General features: G+C 73.1%; 19 protein-coding genes and 2 pseudogenes. 8 read left to right on the plus strand and 13 right to left on the minus strand.

The features are described from left to right. Window positions 1-188: 188 nt before the first annotated feature. Window positions 189-1,397 (plus strand): hypothetical protein, encoded by a 1,209-nt coding sequence (locus WBK50_RS01000; protein WP_341333797.1) that lies wholly within the window; start codon window positions 189-191, stop codon window positions 1,395-1,397. A gap of 317 nt (window positions 1,398-1,714) precedes the next feature. Next, window positions 1,715-3,487: a hypothetical protein gene (locus tag WBK50_RS01005; RefSeq protein WP_341333798.1), complete on the plus strand. Its 1,773-nt coding sequence runs from the start codon at window positions 1,715-1,717 to the stop codon at window positions 3,485-3,487. Between the two features lie 7 nt (window positions 3,488-3,494). On the opposite strand, the gene WBK50_RS01010 is transcribed toward WBK50_RS01005, so the two are convergent. The 8 genes and pseudogenes from WBK50_RS01010 to WBK50_RS34875 form a co-directional block, all read right to left on the minus strand. After that, complete coding sequence (locus WBK50_RS01010) at window positions 3,495-4,139, minus strand: FABP family protein (RefSeq protein WP_341333799.1); 645 nt, start codon at window positions 4,137-4,139, stop codon at window positions 3,495-3,497. Beyond that, a complete protein-coding gene (locus WBK50_RS01015; RefSeq protein WP_341333800.1) occupies window positions 4,136-4,300 on the minus strand; it encodes a hypothetical protein in 165 nt (54 codons plus the stop codon). The genes WBK50_RS01010 and WBK50_RS01015 overlap by 4 nt, the downstream gene beginning before the upstream one ends. Window positions 4,301-4,404: 104 nt before the next feature. Next, window positions 4,405-4,704 carry a DUF1416 domain-containing protein gene (locus WBK50_RS01020; protein WP_341333801.1) on the minus strand — a complete coding sequence of 100 codons (300 nt, stop codon included), beginning with the start codon at window positions 4,702-4,704 and terminating at the stop codon, window positions 4,405-4,407. Continuing rightward, window positions 4,704-5,543: a sulfurtransferase gene (locus tag WBK50_RS01025; RefSeq protein ID WP_341333802.1), complete on the minus strand. Its 840-nt coding sequence runs from the start codon at window positions 5,541-5,543 to the stop codon at window positions 4,704-4,706. The genes WBK50_RS01020 and WBK50_RS01025 overlap by 1 nt, the downstream gene beginning before the upstream one ends. A gap of 58 nt (window positions 5,544-5,601) precedes the next feature. Further along, complete coding sequence (locus WBK50_RS01030) at window positions 5,602-6,081, minus strand: DUF4395 domain-containing protein (protein WP_341333803.1); 480 nt, start codon at window positions 6,079-6,081, stop codon at window positions 5,602-5,604. A 187-nt stretch (window positions 6,082-6,268) separates the two neighbouring features. Further along, window positions 6,269-6,697 carry a thioredoxin family protein gene (locus WBK50_RS01035; protein WP_341333804.1) on the minus strand — a complete coding sequence of 143 codons (429 nt, stop codon included), beginning with the start codon at window positions 6,695-6,697 and terminating at the stop codon, window positions 6,269-6,271. A gap of 39 nt (window positions 6,698-6,736) precedes the next feature. Next, window positions 6,737-7,225 (minus strand): annotated as a pseudogene (locus WBK50_RS01040) (LmeA family phospholipid-binding protein); the annotation flags it as partial. 25 nt (window positions 7,226-7,250) lie between these two features. Then, window positions 7,251-7,637, minus strand: a pseudogene (locus WBK50_RS34875) (LmeA family phospholipid-binding protein); the annotation flags it as partial. A 280-nt stretch (window positions 7,638-7,917) separates the two neighbouring features. Here WBK50_RS34875 and WBK50_RS01045 point away from each other — a divergent pair. The 6 genes from WBK50_RS01045 (at window position 7,918) to pstB (ending at window position 13,877) form a co-directional block, all read left to right on the plus strand. After that, complete coding sequence (locus WBK50_RS01045) at window positions 7,918-8,673, plus strand: winged helix-turn-helix transcriptional regulator (protein WP_341333805.1); 756 nt, start codon at window positions 7,918-7,920, stop codon at window positions 8,671-8,673. Between the two features lie 35 nt (window positions 8,674-8,708). Beyond that, window positions 8,709-9,602 carry a mycothiol synthase gene (gene mshD, locus WBK50_RS01050; protein ID WP_341333806.1) on the plus strand — a complete coding sequence of 298 codons (894 nt, stop codon included), beginning with the start codon at window positions 8,709-8,711 and terminating at the stop codon, window positions 9,600-9,602. Between the two features lie 232 nt (window positions 9,603-9,834). Further along, the gene (gene pstS, locus WBK50_RS01055; RefSeq protein ID WP_341333807.1) at window positions 9,835-10,959 is read left to right on the plus strand and encodes a phosphate ABC transporter substrate-binding protein PstS; all 1,125 of its coding nucleotides are present in this window, start codon (window positions 9,835-9,837) and stop codon (window positions 10,957-10,959) included. Window positions 10,960-11,250: 291 nt separating this feature from the next. Continuing rightward, the gene (gene pstC / locus WBK50_RS01060) at window positions 11,251-12,171 is read left to right on the plus strand and encodes a phosphate ABC transporter permease subunit PstC (protein WP_341339245.1); all 921 of its coding nucleotides are present in this window, start codon (window positions 11,251-11,253) and stop codon (window positions 12,169-12,171) included. Then, window positions 12,168-13,082 (plus strand): phosphate ABC transporter permease PstA, encoded by a 915-nt coding sequence (gene pstA / locus WBK50_RS01065; RefSeq protein ID WP_341333808.1) that lies wholly within the window; start codon window positions 12,168-12,170, stop codon window positions 13,080-13,082. Before pstC ends, pstA begins: the two co-directional genes overlap by 4 nt. 18 nt (window positions 13,083-13,100) lie before the next feature. After that, window positions 13,101-13,877, plus strand: a complete 777-nt coding sequence (gene pstB, locus WBK50_RS01070; protein ID WP_341333809.1) for a phosphate ABC transporter ATP-binding protein PstB — start codon at window positions 13,101-13,103, stop codon at window positions 13,875-13,877. An 80-nt stretch (window positions 13,878-13,957) separates the two neighbouring features. Here the strand turns inward: pstB and phoU (WBK50_RS01075) are convergent, their stop codons facing one another. From phoU (WBK50_RS01075) to WBK50_RS01095, 5 genes are all read right to left on the minus strand, one after another. Then, window positions 13,958-14,614, minus strand: a complete 657-nt coding sequence (phoU, locus tag WBK50_RS01075; RefSeq protein WP_341333810.1) for a phosphate signaling complex protein PhoU — start codon at window positions 14,612-14,614, stop codon at window positions 13,958-13,960. A gap of 62 nt (window positions 14,615-14,676) precedes the next feature. Next, complete coding sequence (locus WBK50_RS01080) at window positions 14,677-14,886, minus strand: dodecin (RefSeq protein ID WP_341333811.1); 210 nt, start codon at window positions 14,884-14,886, stop codon at window positions 14,677-14,679. Window positions 14,887-14,934: 48 nt separating this feature from the next. Continuing rightward, on the minus strand, window positions 14,935-15,591 hold the full coding sequence (gene phoU, locus WBK50_RS01085) for a phosphate signaling complex protein PhoU (protein WP_341333812.1): 657 nt from the start codon (window positions 15,589-15,591) through the stop codon (window positions 14,935-14,937). 83 nt (window positions 15,592-15,674) lie between these two features. Further along, window positions 15,675-17,318 carry an LCP family protein gene (locus WBK50_RS01090; protein ID WP_341333813.1) on the minus strand — a complete coding sequence of 548 codons (1,644 nt, stop codon included), beginning with the start codon at window positions 17,316-17,318 and terminating at the stop codon, window positions 15,675-15,677. A 930-nt stretch (window positions 17,319-18,248) separates the two neighbouring features. Beyond that, window positions 18,249-18,941 (minus strand): GGDEF domain-containing protein, encoded by a 693-nt coding sequence (locus tag WBK50_RS01095; protein ID WP_341333814.1) that lies wholly within the window; start codon window positions 18,939-18,941, stop codon window positions 18,249-18,251. Window positions 18,942-19,114: the final 173 nt, after the last annotated feature.

Raw genomic sequence — 19,114 nt, forward strand, 5'->3', positions numbered from 1 at the left:
CCGGCGCGCCGAACGGTCCGCACCGGACGGGGTGGGCGAACCGAACCTGCTGGTGGGAGCACGGCAGCCGATCGTCGATTCGGTCGCGCGACACCTGCTCCGTTAGAGTGAACACGCAGGATGACGAGCGCCGATCTCCCTACCGTAGGCGAGATGGACGCGTGGGACGGCATGTGGAGGCACGGGTCATGACCGCTGACGGGGGAGACCGCCCGCTCGGTGCCCCGCGGTTCGACGTCGTGCTCCGCGGCTACGACCGCAGGCAGGTCGACGAGCACGTGGCACGGCTGCAACGGGTGCTGGGCCGCATGCGCGCGGACCTCGACGCGGCGCGCAGCCAGCCGTTCCCGGCGGTGGGGCCGCAGGGCATGCCTCCCGGGTTTCCCCCTCCGATGCCGCAGAACGAACGTCCGCGGCCGACGCCACGGCCGCGCCCCGGCGGTCTGCCGGCGCCCGAGGGCTCGCCTGACATGATCGGAACCTTCACCGACCGCATGCAGAGCATCCTGCAGGCGGCGGAGGAGGAAGCCGAGGAGATCCGTGGTGCCGCGCGTGTCGCGGCGCAGCGCGAGGTCGAGGCCGCCCGTGCCGCCGCCCGCCACGACAACGAGACGGCCCGCGCCGAGCTCGCGGACCTGGTCCGGCAGCGGGACGAGGTCGTCGCCGAGCTCACCCGGATGCGCGGGCAGCTCGAGGGACTGCTCTCCGCGCCGACGGCCCAGTTCGTGGCCCAGTCGCCGCGCGGTCAGCGACCCGCGCCGCACGCCGCTCCGCCGGCCGTCGAGCCCGGAGCGGCCGGACAGCCGCTCCCCGGCGCGCACGCCGGGAGTGGCCCGTCCGCCCCCGCGAAGCCCGGGCCGGGTGCCCACGAGGCCGACGCGGACCGCCCCGCGGCGACGAGGACGCGTCCGGAGCCCAACCCGTTCCGTCCGAAGGACGACGGGGGCCGCTCCGTCGAGGAGCAGGCCGCCGCCGGTCGTGTCGAGGACGCTCCCGCGAAGGCGACGGAGGCCGCCGAGCGCACCACCGTCGTACCCGCCCTCAAGCGAGGAGGGGACACCGGATCGGCTGAAAACGCGGCCCCGTCCGGCGAGTCCGCAGACCCCGAGAAGACCGGTCTGATGCCCGTCCGGCGGCCTCCGGGGACGGAGGAACGGCCCGAGCCGGGCGCCGAGCAGACGGTCGCCGTGCGCGCGGTGCGCCCGGGTCCGGCCTCCTCCGCGAAGGATGCTCCGCCGAAGAACCCCAGGTCGGCAGGACCGGAAGCCGCCAAGAAGGACGGCGGTCCGGCCGATCGTGGAGGCAAGCCCGGCGAATCCGGGGCCAACGGCCGCAGCGGCCAGGGCGCGGAGCAGAACCGGACGGACCGCTCGACATCGGGGTCACGCTCCGGCTGAGTTCCGGTGCTCACCGTCACTGTTTTCGGCGTACGGTGCGCAGCCATGCAGGGAACGATCTCGACGGACGTTCTGGTCCCGCTGGGTGCAGGTGCGATCGCGCTGATCATCGCGTTGTTCGTGGTGGTCGTCCGGGCCGCCGGGAAGCCGTCACCGGACACCGCCGCGGAACGCGAGGTCACCCATGCGGACTGGACCGGTGAGGCCGCCAACGGCAGGGTCGACCTCTTCGCCCCCCGTCGTCCGCGGAACCGTCGTCCGCGGAGTCGTCGTCCGTCGAGCAGCCGGCCCCACCGTCGCCTGCGGAGCAGCCGCCCGTGGAGCAGCCGTCGGAGGAGTCGACGGTCGTGCCGGAGCCGCGGCGGCTGACCGTGGCCGAGGCGGTCGCGGTGCGGGAGGCGAGCACGTCCCCGCTTCCGTTCCGGCCCCCGGCGTCCGTCGGGGCGTCGGGCGGTGTCGAGACGATTGCGCGTCCCGCTCCGGAACACCTCGAGTCCCGGGTGGACATGGGTTCGGGCCCGGCCGTCCGTCCCGCGCCGGAGCCGCGGTGGTCCGAGGACGCTCCTGCCGGGCCGGACGCGCCCACGGCGACCGGATCGGACGCTCTCGTCGGATCGGATGCCCCGGTCGGATCGGATGCTCTCGTCGGATCGGATGCTCCGGTCGGAGTGGACGTCCCGGCCGAACCCGACGCCTCGTCCTCCCCGATCGTCTCCGGAGAGACCGCCCCCGCCGAGCCGGCCGACGTCGATGCCGGGACCGGCCCGAAGGCGACCACCTCGCCGTCGCCGACCCGGATCGTCGCTCCGCCGATCGTCGGCGCCGCGGCCGCGACCCTGCAACCGATCACGAGCCGTCCGTGGGAGAACGCGCACGCCGCGGGACGGACGGCCGTCGGGGACGAGCCGGGTACGGAACGGGCCGAGTCCACGCCGATCGAGCCCGTGGCCGAGCGTATCGAGGCCGCCACGGAGCGGACCGAGTCGGCCTTGGAGCGGATCGAGCCCGAGCGCTCCGGGCTCGCCGCCGAGCGAACCTGGCCCACGTTCACCCAGCCTGCCATCGAGCGGGCCGAGCCCACGGCTGGAACGGGCACGAGCGGGTCCGAGCTGCCCCGGACCGACCTACCGGCCGCCCGAAGCGAGGTGGCTGCCGCGCAGACCGAGCCCGTGCCCGACGACGTCGCCGACGCCCTCGCCCCTACGGACGAGCGCCCCACCCCCGCGATGCTCGCCGGGCTCATGGGGAGCCCCGCGGAGCCAGAGCGCCGGCGGGGCGCCGAAGACCTCGACAGCCCTGAGAGCCCCGGCAGCGCTGAGAGCGCTGAGAGCGCGGGCAACCCGGCGACCGCCGCCGGCTTCGACAACTCCGAGAGCGCCGACAGCCCCGAGAGCACCGCCGGCTTCGCGAGCGCCGAGAACCTCGGGAACACCGGTGAGGCGCCCGCCGGAACGGATTCCTTCACCGACACCGCCGCGCACTTCGCCGCGGCCCGCGAGGGCGCCGCTGAGCCGCTGCAGGGCGAGGCGGTGCCCGGATCCACCCGCGCGGTCGCCGAGGCCCTCCAGCATGCGCTCACGGTGCGCGCGGCGGCCGCGGAGCGCGGCGCGGCCAGGACCACGCACTCGTCGACGCCCGACGAGGCCGTCGCCCCCACCGAGGACGAGCCCGGTCCGGACGCGCCGGCGGAGGTCGTGCCGCAGTCCCGCACCCCCGACTCCACCACGGACGAGTCCCGCAACGCCGTCCGCGACCGGCTCCTCGCCGTCCTGCTGCCGGACCCGGACCGGGCGGTCGGTGCCACCGTGGACCTCGACAGCAGCCAGGGCGCGCTCCAGCGGCTCAGCGAGGCCGTCCGCCAGGAGCAGGCCGCGCTGGGCGCGGTCCTGCGCCGGCTGCTGGACTCGGGGCTGAGCGTCGAGCAGGTCGCGAAGCTCGCGGGCCTGCCCACCTGCGACGTCGCGACGATCCTGGGCCGGACCCTCGACCGGTCCGCCGACGCCTCGAGCGCGGACTCCTGGCCTACGGATGCTCGGACCCCGGACACCCGGGCCGCGGGCGCCGAGCCGGGGGCTCGGCACGCACGCTAGGCCGGGATCACCCCACGACGCGGTGCAGCAGCGCCGACATGTGCGGCTGCATCTCCTGGCCCATCATGGCCCGCTCGTCGACGTAGGCCAGGTCGCCCTGGTTCACCAGGCCGTAGAGCCGCTTGGCCGCCACGACGTCCTGCGCCGTCGGGGTGCGCACCACGGCGTCGGTCTCGATCTGCCAGGACCGCATGTCCCCGCGGTCGCCGAACCAGGCCTCGATGATCCCGGTCGCGTGCGCGATCAGGACCTCCAGCGAGCCGTCGGGCTGCGGGCGCCAGAACCCCGTCTCGCGCGCGGCCGGGCGCAGCACCGTCCCGTCCTCGTTCAGCAGCCACGCGCGCGCCTCGTAGGAGACGAACGGGCGGCCGTCGTGGGCGAACACGAGTTGCTGGCCGAAGGAGTACGGGCCGTCGATCGTCGGGTAGACGATCTCGCCGGTGCCGCGCCAGACGCCGATCAGGGGGAGCAGGCCGAGGCACTGTTCGTGCAGGTCGGGGCCCTGCCGGAGGTTCGCTGTGTCGTCCGGGATCGGCAGGTCGTCCCACTGGGGACGGTTGCGCCGGGCCGAGTCCGGGGCGGCGTTGGCCGGCCCGGAGATCGTGGAGAGGCCGTCCTGGTCGGGATCGGTGGCGGGGTCGGGATCGGTCATGTCGTGGGCTCCTCGTCCGAGGGAGCCGGGGCGGCGAACGACGCGGTGAGGGTCGCTGCGGCCTCCGGGGCGGTGGTGAACAGCCGGCGCAGCAGCAGCCCGGTGAAGGCGACCGTGCCGACGCTCGCGGCGATCAGCAGTCCGGTGAAGAACCAGTGCACGGCCGCGGAGCTTAGTCCGGGCGTGGAGAGGCGGCCGAGTGCGCCGCACGCACCGCCGCCCCCGGCCGAGGACGGCCGGGGGCGGCGGGGACGTGCGGGTGCCGTCAGGCGACGGCGACCTCGGCCTGGTGCAGGCCGGGGCCGTCCGCGTTCAGCACGGCCTGGCCGTTGCCGGAGCGGGACAGGGCCCGGACGGTCCAGGTGCCGGGAGCGGCGAAGAACCGGAAGTCCCCGGAGGCCGACGAGACGACCTCCGCGGTGAACTCGCCGGTCCCGTCGAGCAGGCGCACGAACGCGCCGCCGACGGGCTGCCCGCCGGCCACGACGCGGCCCGCGAGGACGGTCTCCTTGCTCAGATCGGTGCCGGGCGGGAGCGCCACGGCCTGGTCAGGGGCACCGCACATCAGCGGCCCGCGCCCAGCTCGATCGGCACGCCGACGAGCGAGCCGTACTCGACCCAGCTGCCGTCGTAGTTCTTGACATCGGCGTGCCCCAGCAGCTCGTGCAGCACGACCCAGGTGTGGCTGGAGCGCTCGCCGATGCGGCAATAGGCGATGGTGGCCTTGCCCGCGTCGTAGCCGGCCTCGCCGTAGAGCGCGGTCAGCTCCTCGTCGGACTTGAAGGTGCCGTCCTCGTTGGCCGCCTTGCTCCACGGGATGTTGATCGCGGAGGGGACGTGACCCCGCCGCTGTGACTGCTCCTGCGGCAGGTGCGCCGGTGCGAGGATCTTGCCGGAGAACTCGTCGGGTGAGCGCACGTCCACGAGGTTCTTGTTGTTGATCGCCTCGACGACCTCGTCGCGGTGGGCGCGGATCGAGAGGTCGGCGTCCTTGGCGGTGTAGGTCGTGGCCGACCGCTCGACGATGTCGGTGGTCAGCGGGCGACCGTCGAGCTCCCACTTCTTGCGGCCGCCGTCGAGCAGCTTCACGTTCTCGTGGCCGTAGAGCTTGAACTGCCAGTACGCGTAGGCCGCGAACCAGTTGTTGTTGCCGCCGTAGAGCACGACGGTGTCGTCGTTGCTCACACCCTTGGCCGAGAGGAGCGCCTCGAACTGCTCCTTGGTCGGGATGTCCCGGCGCACCGGGTCCTGCAGCTCGGTGGTCCAGTTGACCTTGACGGCACCCGGGAGGTGACCGCCGTCGTAGGCGGTGGTGTCCTCGTCGACCTCGAGGAACACGATTCCCTCGGTGCCCAGGTTCTTCTCCGCCCAGTCGGCGGTGACCAGGACGTCCTCGCGGCTCATGTGAATGCTCCCAGCAGTGTTGATTGGTGGTGGTGCGGTGGATGGATCGAGCGTGGGCTCAGGCGCGCGCGGCACGGCCGCGGTGCAGGAGCGCGTACATCTCGCAGCCCAGGCAGAAGCCGAAGGCCGCGTTGAGGAACGCCGCGGCCAACGCGAACGCGGCGGCCACGATGCCCAGCACGGTGAGGCCGCTCAGGTACCCGACGGCGGCGATCACGGCGAAGACGAAGCCGACGGTCTGCGAGAAACGGACCGGCGCTGCCTCCTCGAGCTCCGTGGGCCGGCCGAGGCGCGGCGCGAGCAGCGCCCGGTAGAGCACGGAGTACGGCGCGTAGCGCAGGCCGACGAACGCCCCGAGAGCGAACACGAGCGCCTGCGCGGCGACGAGCCACCCGCTACCGCTGAGCAGCACCAGCACGAGGACGACCGCGGTCACGGCGGCGTTGAAACGCACGCCTCGGGGGTCGACCGGTGCCTCGGTCTCGGCCGGCAGCGGGGTGCCGGTGGGCGTCGATGACCCCGGACCGGGATCGGACATGGTGAGTCTCCTGGGGGGAACGGGTGGGCGTCCGGATCAGGAAGACCGACACAGGCAGCCGGCGACGCGGCACAGGTCCACTGTGCGGCGTCGGGTCAGCGGCCAGTTCACGGACGCGAGGGTAACCGAAAGGTCCGGCCCACGGGAACGTGATCCCACGACCTGGATCACACCCGTCCGGGTGTCCTCACGCCAGCTCACGGGCGAGGGCTCCCTCGAGCTCGGCGACGCGCGGCACCCCGGACACCCGCAGCAGCTCGACGCCGCCTGCCCCGAAGGCCACCGTGGTGGGGGTCCGCAGCACGCCGAGCTCCCGGGCGACGTCCGGCCGGTCGGCCACGTCGATCTCCACGTGGGCGACCCGCGGCTCGCGGACGGCGAGGTCCTCGAGCACGGCGGCGGTCTGCCGGCACGGCATGCACACCGGCGAGGAGAGCTGCAGCAGGAGCACGTCCCGCCCGGCACCCGGGGCCATCCCGGCGAGCGCCCAGCCGTCGACGCCCGTGCCCTCGGCGGCGGTGTCCCGCACCTTGCCGGCGCGGGCCTTCAGCATCAGCCCGGCGACGGTCGCGACGGCCAGCGTGCCGAGCACGACGATCAACCCGACGGTGTCCATGTCGCTGCCAACCTCGTCGCTCGCCGGACGATTCCCGGGTCAGCCGGTCGTGACCGCACCACCGGCGCCGAGCAGGAGGTTCTGCGCGCTGCCGAGCAGCTCCAGCTCGCCGTCCCGGGCGCGGAACTTGGTCGGCGTGACCTCGAAGGGCAGGGTCCCGGGGTCGACCTGGACGGTGAAGAGCTGCTGGATCAGGGACTGGACCGGCGCCGGCAGCGGGTCCGCGTCGGTGTCGCCGAGCCGCACGTCGCGCGGCACGATCCGCATCTTCCCGTCGACGATCTGCAGCTCGGCGACCACGGCGACGTCCAGCTCCTGGCCGAGCGCGGCGACGGTGCCGCCGAACCGGGCCGTCGTCTCCGGGTCGAGCCCGCGCAGGGACGGGTCGGCGCCACCGTCCCGGACCAGCGAGTCGAGGGCGTTGGCGTCGAGGTTCGCGATCGTCAACTTCTGGACGCCGGGCAGGAGTGCCTCGAGGTCCGTCGTGCCGACGCGCACGGAACCGTCCGCATTCGCCACCCGCAGCGTCTTCGGACCGGAGCCGAGGAAGCTCGGACAGCGGCGCCGTGACGTCGTTCAGCTGGGCCCGGACGTCGACCTGCCGCAGCTGGCCGACGGGCACGCGCTGGGCCTCGACCTGCACGCTGCGGTACTCCCCGGACAGCGCCTGGGCGAGGAAGGGGAAGCCGTTGATGCGGACGGACGGGTCGTCCGCGAGTCCGAGCCGCTCGCGCATCTGGCGCGACACGGCGGACTCGGCCGCCGCAGCGGCTCCGTAGTCCACGGCCACCAGCACTCCCACGAGCACCAGCAGCACGACGATCAGGCGTTTCACTCTCGACCTCCGACCCGCAAGGGTTCCGGAGGAGAACCTAGAGGCGGGCCCCGGAGCCCTCGACGACGGGTGGGGACACGGTGCTATACGTGGCCACCCGGACACGTGATGTCACGAGCGTGGAAGGCTGTGGCGAGATGGTGTCCTTCCGGGCATTGCGCACCGTCCCGGCAGGTGTTCGTGCAGCGCACAGGCTCGCCGATTGGGGTGAGCTACGACGCGCGGGTTAACCAGAATGCCATTCCCTGTTTATTCTTGACCGATCGTGCGACGGACCCCGCCGGGTCGCACGAGAAGATCGGTGCGTCGACGCCGCCCACCGTGACCGGCCGACGGACCCCGGGCGTGGGGTTCGCGACCATCTCCGGTGGAGAGGAGGCCAGCGGTGGAACTGCTACTGCTGACAGCGGACACGGAGCCCGGATCGGTGCTCCCCGCGCTGACGCTGCTCCCGCACGGTGTCCGGACCGCGGCACCCGAGGTCGCGGCGCTGCTCGACGCCGGGCCGCACGACGCGGTCCTGGTGGACGCCCGCACGGACCTGGTCGCGGCCCGCAGCCTGTGCCGGCTGCTCGGCAGCACGGGGACGGACGTGCCGGTCATCGCGGTGCTGAACGAGGGCGGGCTGGTGGCCGTCTCCGGCGAGTGGGTCGTCGACGAGATCCTGCTGCCGACGGCCGGCCCGGCCGAGGTGGACGCGCGGCTGCGGCTGCTCAAGTCCCGGCCCGGTGGCGACGCCGCCTCCGCCGGCGGGGCCCTGGTGCTCGGCGAGCTCGTGATCGACGAGGCCACCTACGCCGCACGGCTCAAGGGTCGGCTGCTCGAGCTCACCTACAAGGAGTTCGAGCTGCTCAAGTACCTCGCTCAGCACGCGGGCCGGGTCTTCACCCGCGCCCAGCTGCTGCAGGAGGTCTGGGGCTACGACTTCTTCGGTGGCACCCGCACCGTCGACGTCCACGTCCGGCGGCTGCGCGCCAAGCTGGGCCCCGAGCACGAGCAGATGATCGGCACCGTGCGCAACGTGGGCTACAAGTTCGTCCGGCCGAGCCGGGCCGGCCTGGGCGTTCCGGCGGGCGCGCTGGCCGAGGAGTCGGACTCGGACGACGACGTGGACCGAGTCGTCCTCTCCCGCACGCTCTGACCCTGCCGTCCGGCGGGGACGCGTAGGGTCGGCCCGTGAGCGACGCACGGTCCCTGCCCGAACTCGACGGCGCCCGCACCGCGGAGGTGTTCGCGCTCGCCGAGGCCGCCACCCGCGAGGACGGCACGGACCCGCTCTCCGAGCAGTTCCTGCTCAACCTGCGCCGCGGCGGAGCCCGCGAGGGGCTGACCCACTTCCTGGTCCGGGACGGCGAGACCCTGCAGGGCTACGCGCAGCTCGACGGGGATTCGGCCGAGCTCGTCACGCACCCGGTCTACCGCGGCCGCGGAATCGGTTCCTCCCTCGCCCGGGCGCTCGCCGAGGCCGGGCCCTCCCCGCTGCAGGTCTGGGCGCACGGGGACCAGCCCGCCGCCGCCCGGATCGCCGCGCACCTCGGGTTCGACCGGACCCGCGTGTTGCTGCAGATGCGCCGCGTCGCCGGCTCCGCGGGGCCGTTGCCGGAGCTCGTCGTCCCCGACGGCGTCCGCATCCGTCCGTTCGTCGTCGGCGCGGACGAGCAGGAGTTCCTGCGCGTCAACAACGCCGCCTTCGACTGGCACCCGGAGCAGGGCGGCTGGACCGAGACACAGGTCCGCGAGCGCGAGGCCGAGTACTGGTTCGACGCAGCGGGCTTCCTGCTCGCGGTCGCGCAACCGGACGGGCCGCTGCTCGGCTACCACTGGACGAAGGTGCACCCGGCGACGGACACCGAACCAGCGATGGGCGAGGTCTACGTCCTCGGCGTGGACCCCGCGGCGCACGGTCGTGGCCTCGGGCACGTGCTGACCCTCGCCGGCCTGCAGCACCTCCACGAGCGGGGGTTGGACACCGTCCTGCTCTACGTCGAGTCGGACAACGTCCCCGCGGTCCGGGTGTACGAGAAGCTCGGATTCACGGTCTTCGCCTCGGACGTCGCCTACACCCGCTGAGGGCCCGGGACTTCGCTCGTTCGGGGCCTCTGCCGCGGCCAGTCACGCAGCGTGTCGTTTCCGTCCTCCTGTATGGATGCCGCGAGGGTGCCGTTCGGGTGGCGAAGGTCGCAACGGCGTACCTGTTCATCCTGCGTTCATCCCAGCGCGGACATGCGTCCACCCTGCTTGCTTAGCGTCAAGGCTCGAACGGCCGCCCCGAGCCGTCGGTAAAGCCTTCCGGAGGAAGCACGTGAAGATCCAGCGGCACGGCGCCGCACTCGCCATCATCGCGGCCGGAGCCCTGGTGCTCTCCGCCTGTGGCAGTGACCCCAACGCCGGCTCGGCTGCGGGCGGTGCCTCGGCGGCCAACTCGCCCGCGGTCGACTGCAGCGGCAAGACGAGCCTGACGGCCGAGGGCTCCTCCGCGCAGAAGAACGCGATGGACGTCTTCGCGCAGGCCTACCAGGCCAAGTGCGCCGGCTCCAGCATCGCCTACAACCCGACCGGTTCCGGCGCGGGCGTCAAGCAGTTCACCGCCGGTCTCGTGGACTTCGGCGGCTCGGACTCGGCGCTCAAGGACACCGAGACCGCGCCGGCCGCGGCCCGCTGCCAGAACAACCCGGCGTGGAACCTCCCGCTGGTGTTCGGCCCGGTCGCGATCGGGTACAAGCTCTCCGGCGTCGACGGCCTCGTGCTCAACGGCGAGGTCACGGCGAAGATCTTCAACGGCCAGATCAAGACCTGGAACGACCCGGCGATCGCGGCCCTGAACAGCGGCAAGACGCTGCCGGCCACGCCGATCAACGTCGTCTTCCGCTCGGACGAGTCCGGCACCACGGACAACTTCCAGCAGTACCTGCAGGCCTCGTCGAAGGGTGCCTGGACCCAGGGCGCCGGCAAGAAGTTCGCCGGCGGCATCGGCTCCGGCGCGGAGAAGTCGTCCGGCGTCGCGCAGGCCGTCGCGGCCACCGAGGGCTCGATCACCTACGTCGAGCTGTCCTACGCCCAGGACAACAAGCTCGGCATGGCGCAGATCGACAGCGGCAGCGGCCCGGTCGCGCTCGACGACGCCTCCGTCGGCAAGGCGATCGAGGGGGCCCAGGTCGCCGGCGAGGGCAACGACCTGAAGCTGGACCTCAAGTCGGTCTACGGCTCCACCGCGGCCGGCCAGTACCCGCTGATCCTGGCGACCTACGAGATCGTCTGCTCGAAGGGCTACGACGCCCCGACCGCCAAGGCGGTCAAGGCGTTCCTCACCACGGCCGCCACCGACGGCCAGGCGAACCTGCCCGACGCCGGCTACGCCAAGCTGCCGGCCTCCTTCCAGCAGAAGCTGACCACGGCGATCGACGCCATCGCGGCGCCGAGCGCCTGAGACCAGTCCCACCCCGTCCGATCCTCTTCGGATCGGGCACCACCCGGCACAATCCATGGAGGCTCACGTGAGCGCCCAGCCGCTGACAACGGGCGGAACGCCCCCGACCCGCTGCATCGCGCAGTGTCGCCTCCCGTGAGCGATCCGACCACGACGGTGGGCCCCGCCGGCACCGGTGACCCCGGTGACCGGTGGGGCTCCGCCCTCGTGGACACAGCCGTCGTCCCGGAGGCCGGCATCGCCACTCCCGATCCCGCCACTCCTCCCGGGGAGGCCCCGGGCCGGACGTTCGTGCAGCGCGGGGACCGCATCTTCCGCGGCCTCGCCACCGGGTCCGGCGTCTTCATCGTGGCGCTGGTCGCCGCGATCGCGGTGTTCCTGCTGGTCCAGGCCGTTCCCGCGGTCCTGGCCGACCAGGGCGACTTCCTCACCGGCCGCACGTTCGACGCCGGGGACCCGAAGAACCTGAACTTCGGCATCCTGGACCTGCTGCTCGTCACCGTCGAGGTGTCGCTGTTCGCGCTCGTCCTGGCCATGCCGGTGGGGCTGGGGATCGCCCTGTTCCTCACGCAGTACGCCCCGCGGTCGGTCGCCCGGCCGTTCGGCTACCTGATCGACCTGCTCGCGGCCGTCCCGTCGATCATCTTCGGGCTCTGGGGCCTGTTCGTGCTGGCGCCGGTGCTCCAGCCGTTCGCGCTCGCACTGCAGGATACCCTGGGCTGGTTCTTCCTCTTCTCCCCCGGCAACGTGCAGATCGCCGGCGCGACCGTCTTCACCGCCGGCATCGTGCTGGCGGTGATGATCCTGCCGATCATCACCGCGATCTCCCGCGAGGTGTTCGAGCGGACCCCGCGAGCCCACATCGAGGCCGCCCTGGCCCTCGGCGCGACCAAGTGGGAGGTCGTGCGGATGACGGTCTGGCCCTTCGGCAAGGCGGGCTACGTCAGCGCCGCGATGCTCGGCCTGGGCCGCGCGCTCGGCGAGACCATCGCCCTGACGATCATCCTCGCGGCGACGCCGCTGTTCTTCACCGGCAGCCTGTTCGACGGCGGCGCCACCTTCGCCTCGAAGATCGCCCTGTCGTTCGCCGAGCTGAACAACAACCTCTCCGCCGGCGCGTTCATCGCCGCGGGCCTGGTCCTGTTCGTGCTCACGTTCATCGTCAACGCGGCGGCCCGGTGGGTCGTCTCCCGGTCCGGAGCCAAGGCATGACGATCACCGAGCGGGAACTGCAGCGGCCGGCGACGGCGCCCGCGTTCATCGGCATCAGCGGCGGCCGGCGCTTCCGCAACGGCCTCGCGACCGGGGCCGTCACGCTCGCCTTCCTGATCGCCCTGGTCCCGCTGGTGTGGGTGATCGGCACGGTGATCGTCGAGGGCATCGCCTCGGTGCTGAACTCGGCGTGGTGGAGCCAGTCCCTCAACGGGCTGCTGGCCCGGCAGGTGGGCGGCGGCGCCTACCACGCGATCGTCGGCACCCTGTTCCAAGGCCTCGTCTGCGCCGTCATCGCGACGCCGATCGGGGTCATGGTCGCGATCTACCTGGTGGAGTACGGCGGCCGGACCCGGCTGGCCCGTGCCGTCACGTTCATGGTCGACATCCTGACCGGCGTGCCGTCGATCGTTGCGGCGCTGTTCATCTACGCCGTGTGGATCTCGATCCTCGGCCTCGGCCGCAGCGCGTTCGCGGTGTCGCTCGCCCTGGTGCTGCTGATGCTGCCGGTCGTCGTGCGCTCCACCGAGGAGATGCTGCGGATCGTCCCCGACGACCTGCGCGAGGCCTCGTACGCCCTCGGCGTCCCGAAGTGGAAGACGATCACCAAGGTCGTCATCCCCACGGCGCTGTCCGGCATGCTCACCGGCATCGTGCTGGCGCTGGCCCGGGTCATGGGCGAAACCGCGCCGGTGCTGATCCTGGTGGCGTACGCGCCCTTCATCAACTTCAACATCTTCGAGGGCAACATGGCCTCGCTGCCGCTGATGATGGCGGTCGAGCGCAGCAACCCGACCGACGCCGGCGCGGACCGGCTCTGGGGCGCGGCCGTCACCCTCATCCTGATCATCACGATCTTCCAGATCCTCGCCGCGGTGCTGGCCAAGGCCACCGCCCCGAAGACCAAGTGAGAGAGCAGAGCCAAGACGATGGCCAAGCGCCTGGACCTCAAGGACGTCGACATCTACTACGGCAAGTTCCACGCCGTCGACGGGGTCAGCCTGTCCGTCGCGCCCCGTAGCGTGATGGCCTTCATCGGCCCGTCGGGTTGCGGCAAGTCGACCGTCCTCCGCACGCTCAACCGGATGCACGAGGTCATCCCCGGCGCGCGGGTGGACGGCTCGGTGCTGCTCGACGGCGAGGACATCTACGCGCCCTCGGTGGACCCGGTGGGCGTGCGCCGCACCATCGGCATGGTCTTCCAGCGGCCCAACCCGTTCCCGACGATGTCCATCCGGGACAACGTCGTCGCGGGACTGAAGCTGCAGGGCGGCAAGGGCAGGAAGGAGCTCGACGAGGTCGCCGAGCGGGCCCTGCGCGGCGCGAACCTGTGGAACGAGGTCAAGGACCGGCTGAACAAGCCGGGCGGCGGCCTCTCCGGTGGTCAGCAGCAGCGTCTCTGCATCGCCCGCGCGATCGCGGTGCAGCCGGACGTCCTGCTGATGGACGAGCCGTGCTCCGCGCTGGACCCGATCTCCACGCTCGCGATCGAGGACCTCATCTCGGAGCTCAAGAAGGACTACACGATCGTCATCGTCACCCACAACATGCAGCAGGCCGCGCGGGTGAGCGACCGGACCGCGTTCTTCAACCTGCGGGCGACGGGCGAGCCGGGCAGGCTCGTCGAGGTCGACGACACCCCGAAGATGTTCTCGAACCCCACTGAGCAGGCCACGGAGGACTACATCTCCGGCCGCTTCGGCTGAGCCCCTCCCGTTCCTGCAGGAACGGCACTCTCGCTCCTACCTGATGAGCGAGAGTGCCGTCGTGCATCTTCGAACGGCGCTCAGACGGCCAGCGGGCCGGGCCGGCTGCCGGTGACCACGTAGACGACCCGGCGGGACACCGCGACGGCGTGGTCCGCGTAGCGCTCGTAGAACCGGCCGAGCAGCGTGAGGTCGACGGCGGCCTGGACGTCGCCGCCGAAACCCGGGTCCATCAGCACGGCGAAGAGCTCGCGGTGCAGGCGGTCCATCTCGTCGTCCCCGCGGTCGATCGCCTCGGCGAGCTGCACGTCCCGGGTGCGCACGACCTCGGCGGCCTTGCGCGCCAGGTCCACGGACACCTCGCCCATGCTGCGGAACAAGGGCTGCACGGACTCCGGGACGACGCGGTCCGGGTACCGGCGGCGGGCGGACGTGGCGACGTGCTTGGCGAGCCCGCCCATCCGCTCGAAGTCCGACGCGACGTGGATGGCGGCGACGACCGCACGCAGGTCCGTCGCGACGGGCTGCTGCAGCGCGAGGGCCTGCGTCGCGAACTCGTCCGCCTGGGCACGCAGGTCGTCGATGTCGGTGTCGCCCGAGATGACCTGCTCGGCGAGTCGCAGCCGGCAGTCGACCAGGGCCGCCGTCGCCCGTTGCATGGCGATCGCGGCCTCGTGGCCCAGCAGGGTCAGGGTGTCGGCCAGCTGGTCCAGCAGGGCTTCCAGTGAGTCGCGCACAGCGTGACGTTAGGAAGCCCGGGCCGACAGCGGACCCGGATCCGGTGAATGGCGGGTGAACGTCACGAGTCGAGCCGGAAGCCGACCTTCATGCCCACCTGGAAGTAGTCGACGGCGCCCTCGACCATGTGGCCGCGGATCTCGGTGACTTCGAACCAGTCGAGCTGCCGCAACGTCTCGTTCGCGCGGGAGACGCCGTTCTTGATGGCCTCCTCCACGCTCTCGGGGGAGGTGCCGACGATCTCGGTGACGCGATACGTGTGCGAGGACATGACGACATGTCCCCCGAATGAACGGTGCGCCAAACCTGTGAGGACGGATCACACGGTGAGCGGGCCGGGCATGCTTCCCGTGACGACGTAGACGATCCGCCGCGCGACGGCCACGGCGTGGTCCGCGTAGCGCTCGTAGAAGCGGGCCAGCAGGGTGACGTCCACAGCGGCCTCGACGCCGTGTGACCAGTTGCGATCCATCAGGACGTTGAACATGTGCTTGTGCAGGTCGTCCATCGCGTCGTCGTCGGCCTCGAGCGCCGCCGCGGCCTCGATGTCCCGGGACCGGATGACCTCGCCGGCCTTGGTCGCCAGCGCGACCCCGACCCTGCCCATCTCCGCGAAGTACGGGGCGATCTCGGCGGGCAGCACGGGCTGTGGGTGGCGGCGGCGGGCGGCCTGCGCGACATGCAGTGCGAGGTCCCCCATCCGCTCGATGTCCCCGGCCCCGTGGATCGCGGCGACGACGATGCGCAGGTCCGTGGCGACCGGGGCCTGCAGCGCGAGCAGGGCGAAGGCCCGCTCCTCGGCGGTGTCCCGGATGCTGTCGATCTGGAGGTCCTCGCTGATCACCTGCTCGGCGAGCTGGAGATCGGTCTCGAGCAGAGCGCGCGTCGCCTTCTCCATCGCCACGGCGACGTCGGTGCACATCCCGGCCAGGCCGTCCGCGAGCCCGTCGAGCTGCTCCTGGTACGCGTCACGCATACCGACCACCCTAGAGGGCTGTGACCTATGTGGCAGCAGTAGCACATGAACCGGCGGTGAACCCTCGGCGAAACGAGCTCGGCTCAGTCGCAGGTCGCGGGGGGCGCGGTGGCCGGCTGCGCCGCGGGCGCGACCGCGCCCAGCGCCGGCGTGCGCACCGCGCCGTCGAACGACGTGCCCAGGACGAGCTGGAGCGAGCCGCTGGTCCCGGTGTCCGGCACGAGCCGGGCCGTGGGTACGAGTCCCGCGATCGCCTGCGCCTGCGCGGAGCGGTCCGGGGAGAACTTCACCAGCGTGTCCGCCGAGGGCTCCGGGGCGTTCGAGACGGCCCCGACGCCGTAGCCGAGGCCGCGCAGCGTCGTCCCGATCTGGGTGGCGAGCCCGTCGCGGCCGGCGGCGTTGAGCACGTCGACGGTGACGCTGTCCGGCGCGGCGGCGCTGGACCGGCCGGCCGGTGCCGTCACGGACTCGGGCAACGGCCGGTCCTTGCGTATCGCGCTGAACAGCTCGTTCGCGTCCCCGGTGCGCAGCTCGAGGTTGCCGCGGGTGTTCGGCACACCGCTCACCGGCAGCGGCACGAATGTGACGCCGTCGGCATCGAGCCGGCGCTGGGCCGTGGAGAGGGCGAGCAGGTCCTGCATGCCCGCGTTGTCCGCCAGCATGCTGTGGCCCAGCGCCGTCACGACGTCGCGGGTGGTGCCGGGGGAGAGCAGCACGCGGGTGGACAGGGCCTCGCCGAACACCGCGGCGAGGAGCCGCTGCTGGCGTTGGGCCTGGCCGAACGCCGGTGAGGAGTCCGTGGGGACGGCGGAGGCCTCGGCGAAGCGGACGGCCTGCTCGCCGTCGAGGGTCGTGGTGCCGGCCTGCGGGACGACGGGGCCGAGCCGGTCGTCGACCACCGGCCGTTCGACGCAGACCTCGACGCCGCCGAGCGCGTCGACCATGTCCTTGACCCCCGGCATGTCCAGCGCGACGAACCGGGTCACGGCGAGGCCGGTGAGCTGCTGCACCGCGCGGACGGTGCAGCGCGGGCCGCCGACCTCGTAGGCGGACCCCAGGGTCGTGCGGGTCTCGGCCGGGACCGTCTCGTCCAGGTAGGCGGCCGCGTTCTGGTCCCAGCGCTGGCACGGCGGCCGGTTGATCTCCAGGTCCGTCGGCAGCGAGACGGTGACGACCCGGTCCCCGCTCGCGGCGACGTGGGTGAGGACGACCGTGTCCGTCCGGGTGCCGGTGCGCGCCGTGTCGCCGGAGCTGCCGGAGGCGGTGCCGAGGACCACCACGGTGTCGTCGCCCGCCTGGGCCGCCGCGTCGACGATCGAGCCGGACGTGGGGTCCAGGGCGTCGACGGGCCGGACGGTCGACTCCATCCAGCGCAGCGCGCCCCAGCTCAGTGCGGTGCCCGCGAACAGCAGGAACGCGACGGCGGCGACGAGGATCTTCACCGCGAGCACGGGGCGACGGGTGGGGGTCGCCGGTGCCTCCGCGGACTCGTCCTCGTCGGGCCCGGGTTCCTCGCCCTCCCGGGTCTGCAGTGCCATCCCGGCGTGGGCGGCGGTGAGCCGGGTGAGGCTCTCGTCGATGCGCCGGACGCGGGAGGCGAGCGCGGTCGTCTCCTCGACCTCCTCCGCCGTGCGCGCTGCGGTCTCGTCCGCGGCCTCGGCGGCCGGGGGCGCGGTCGGGGTGGCCGCGGGGACGCGGACGGTCTCCTCGGCCGCGCCCGGCGCCACGGGAGCGCCGGCCGAGGCCGGTACGCCGGTGGAGGGTCCGCCGGGCGCCGCCGGGACGGGTCCGCCGAACGCGTCGGGTCGGGGGGGCCGCCGGGCCGGCCGGTGGAGGCCGCTCCCAGCGGACCCGGCGCCGCCGGGCCGGGTCCGCCGAACGCGTCGGGCCGGGGGGTGCCGCCGGGCGGGCCGGCGGCGGGCGGTCGGCCGGGTTCCGGCTGGTTGCGGGGTCGCGGAGGGATCGGGTCCGGGTTCTCCGGACCGGCGCCGGAGGGCGTGTTGCGCGGAGGTCCGCCATCCGGGCGGAAACCGTTCCGGCGGCGTCCGGGCGGGGTCGTCCCGGGACTCCGGGGGGCGCGGCTCCGTTCCGCCGCACCCCGGTCGACTGCGGGCGGCCCGCCGGCGCGGGACCCGCCGGGGGAGCAGGGGCGCGCGCGGGCGGGGGAGTGGGCGACCCCGGCCGGGAGGCCGTCGGGCCCGTCGGAGGTGCCCCGGCGGGCTGGCCGGGACCACCGGACCTGCCGAGTGCGGCCGCCTCACGGGCTTCGCGTTCCTCGCGCCGCGTCAGGCGCCGGGCCGGCCCGCCACCGGGCGGGCCGGGACTCTGCGCATCCGGATCGGCGGGAGGAACGGCACGTCGCCGCCGTCCACCCGCGCCGGCCGGGGGCGGGTCCGCGGTGGGGGACCGGAGCCCGTAGCGCGCGAGCACGTCGTCGCCGACGTCGGTCTCCGGGGCGTCCTGGTCGGCGGGGTCCCGGTGCCGGCGGCGACGGTCCGGGCCGGGGTCGCGGGGAGCGCGGTCGTTCTGCTCCTGCACGCCACCTCCCGACCCTGCGCGGCTCGTCCGGACACACGGAAGGGCGGCCGAGCCAGCTCCCGGCTCCGTCCGCCCCTCGTGGGAGTTTACGGAGCCGTCACGGGCGGACGGTGCGGGGGTCAGCCGGTGGTGCGGACGGGCTGGGGGATCGAACGCCGCCCGCTGGCCGGCCCCGCGAGCCGGACGTGCCCGGCACGGTAGGCGACGGCATTGCGGCCCGCCTCCTTCGCCGTGTACAGAAGCATGTCCGCCTCGCCGATGAGCCGCTCGACCTCGGTCGGGACGCCCACGGCGTGCGCGACGCCGATGCTCACCGTCACCCGCAGCTCCGGATGCAGCTCGGACCACGGATGGTGCGCGATGCGCTCGCGTGCCGTCTCGCAGATGTCCACGGCGGCGCCCAGCGCCCGCCCGGGCAGGACCAGCGCGAACTCCTCACCGCCGTAGCGGGCGCAGAACGCGTCGTCCGGCAGCGCCGCGTCGAGCTCGGCGACCATCCGCTGCAGGACCCGGTCCCCGAAGAGGTGTCCGTGCGTGTCATTGACCAGCTTGAAGTGGTCGATGTCGACGAGCGCGACGCAGATCCCGGTGGTGCGCAGCGCCGTGTCGTCGAGGTCGCCCAGCAGGGCGGCGAGCCGCTCGTCGAGGTAGCGGCGGTTGTAGGAGGCGGTCAGGCTGTCCCGGCGCGACTGCTCGCGTGCCTCCGCGTGCTCACGGCGCAGGCGGTCCAGCTCGTCGTGGGTGCCGGTGGTGGTGTCCCCCCGCGCAGCAGCTCCACCGCGGCCTGCAGGTGCATGTAGGCCTGCTGCCACTGGTGCTGCTGGGCCAGCCGCTCCGCCGCGGCGGTGTGCAGGGCGGCGCGGGCGCGCGGGGAGTCGGGGGGCAGTGCGTCCACCGGGCGTGGCTCGGCGTCGCGGCCCTCGTGCGGCAACGTGCGGATCATGCCGACGGCGTCCATCGCTCGATCACCTCCCCGACTCCTATC

The organism is Pseudonocardia sp. T1-2H, assembly GCF_038039215.1.
GTDB lineage: Bacteria > Actinomycetota > Actinomycetes > Mycobacteriales > Pseudonocardiaceae > Pseudonocardia.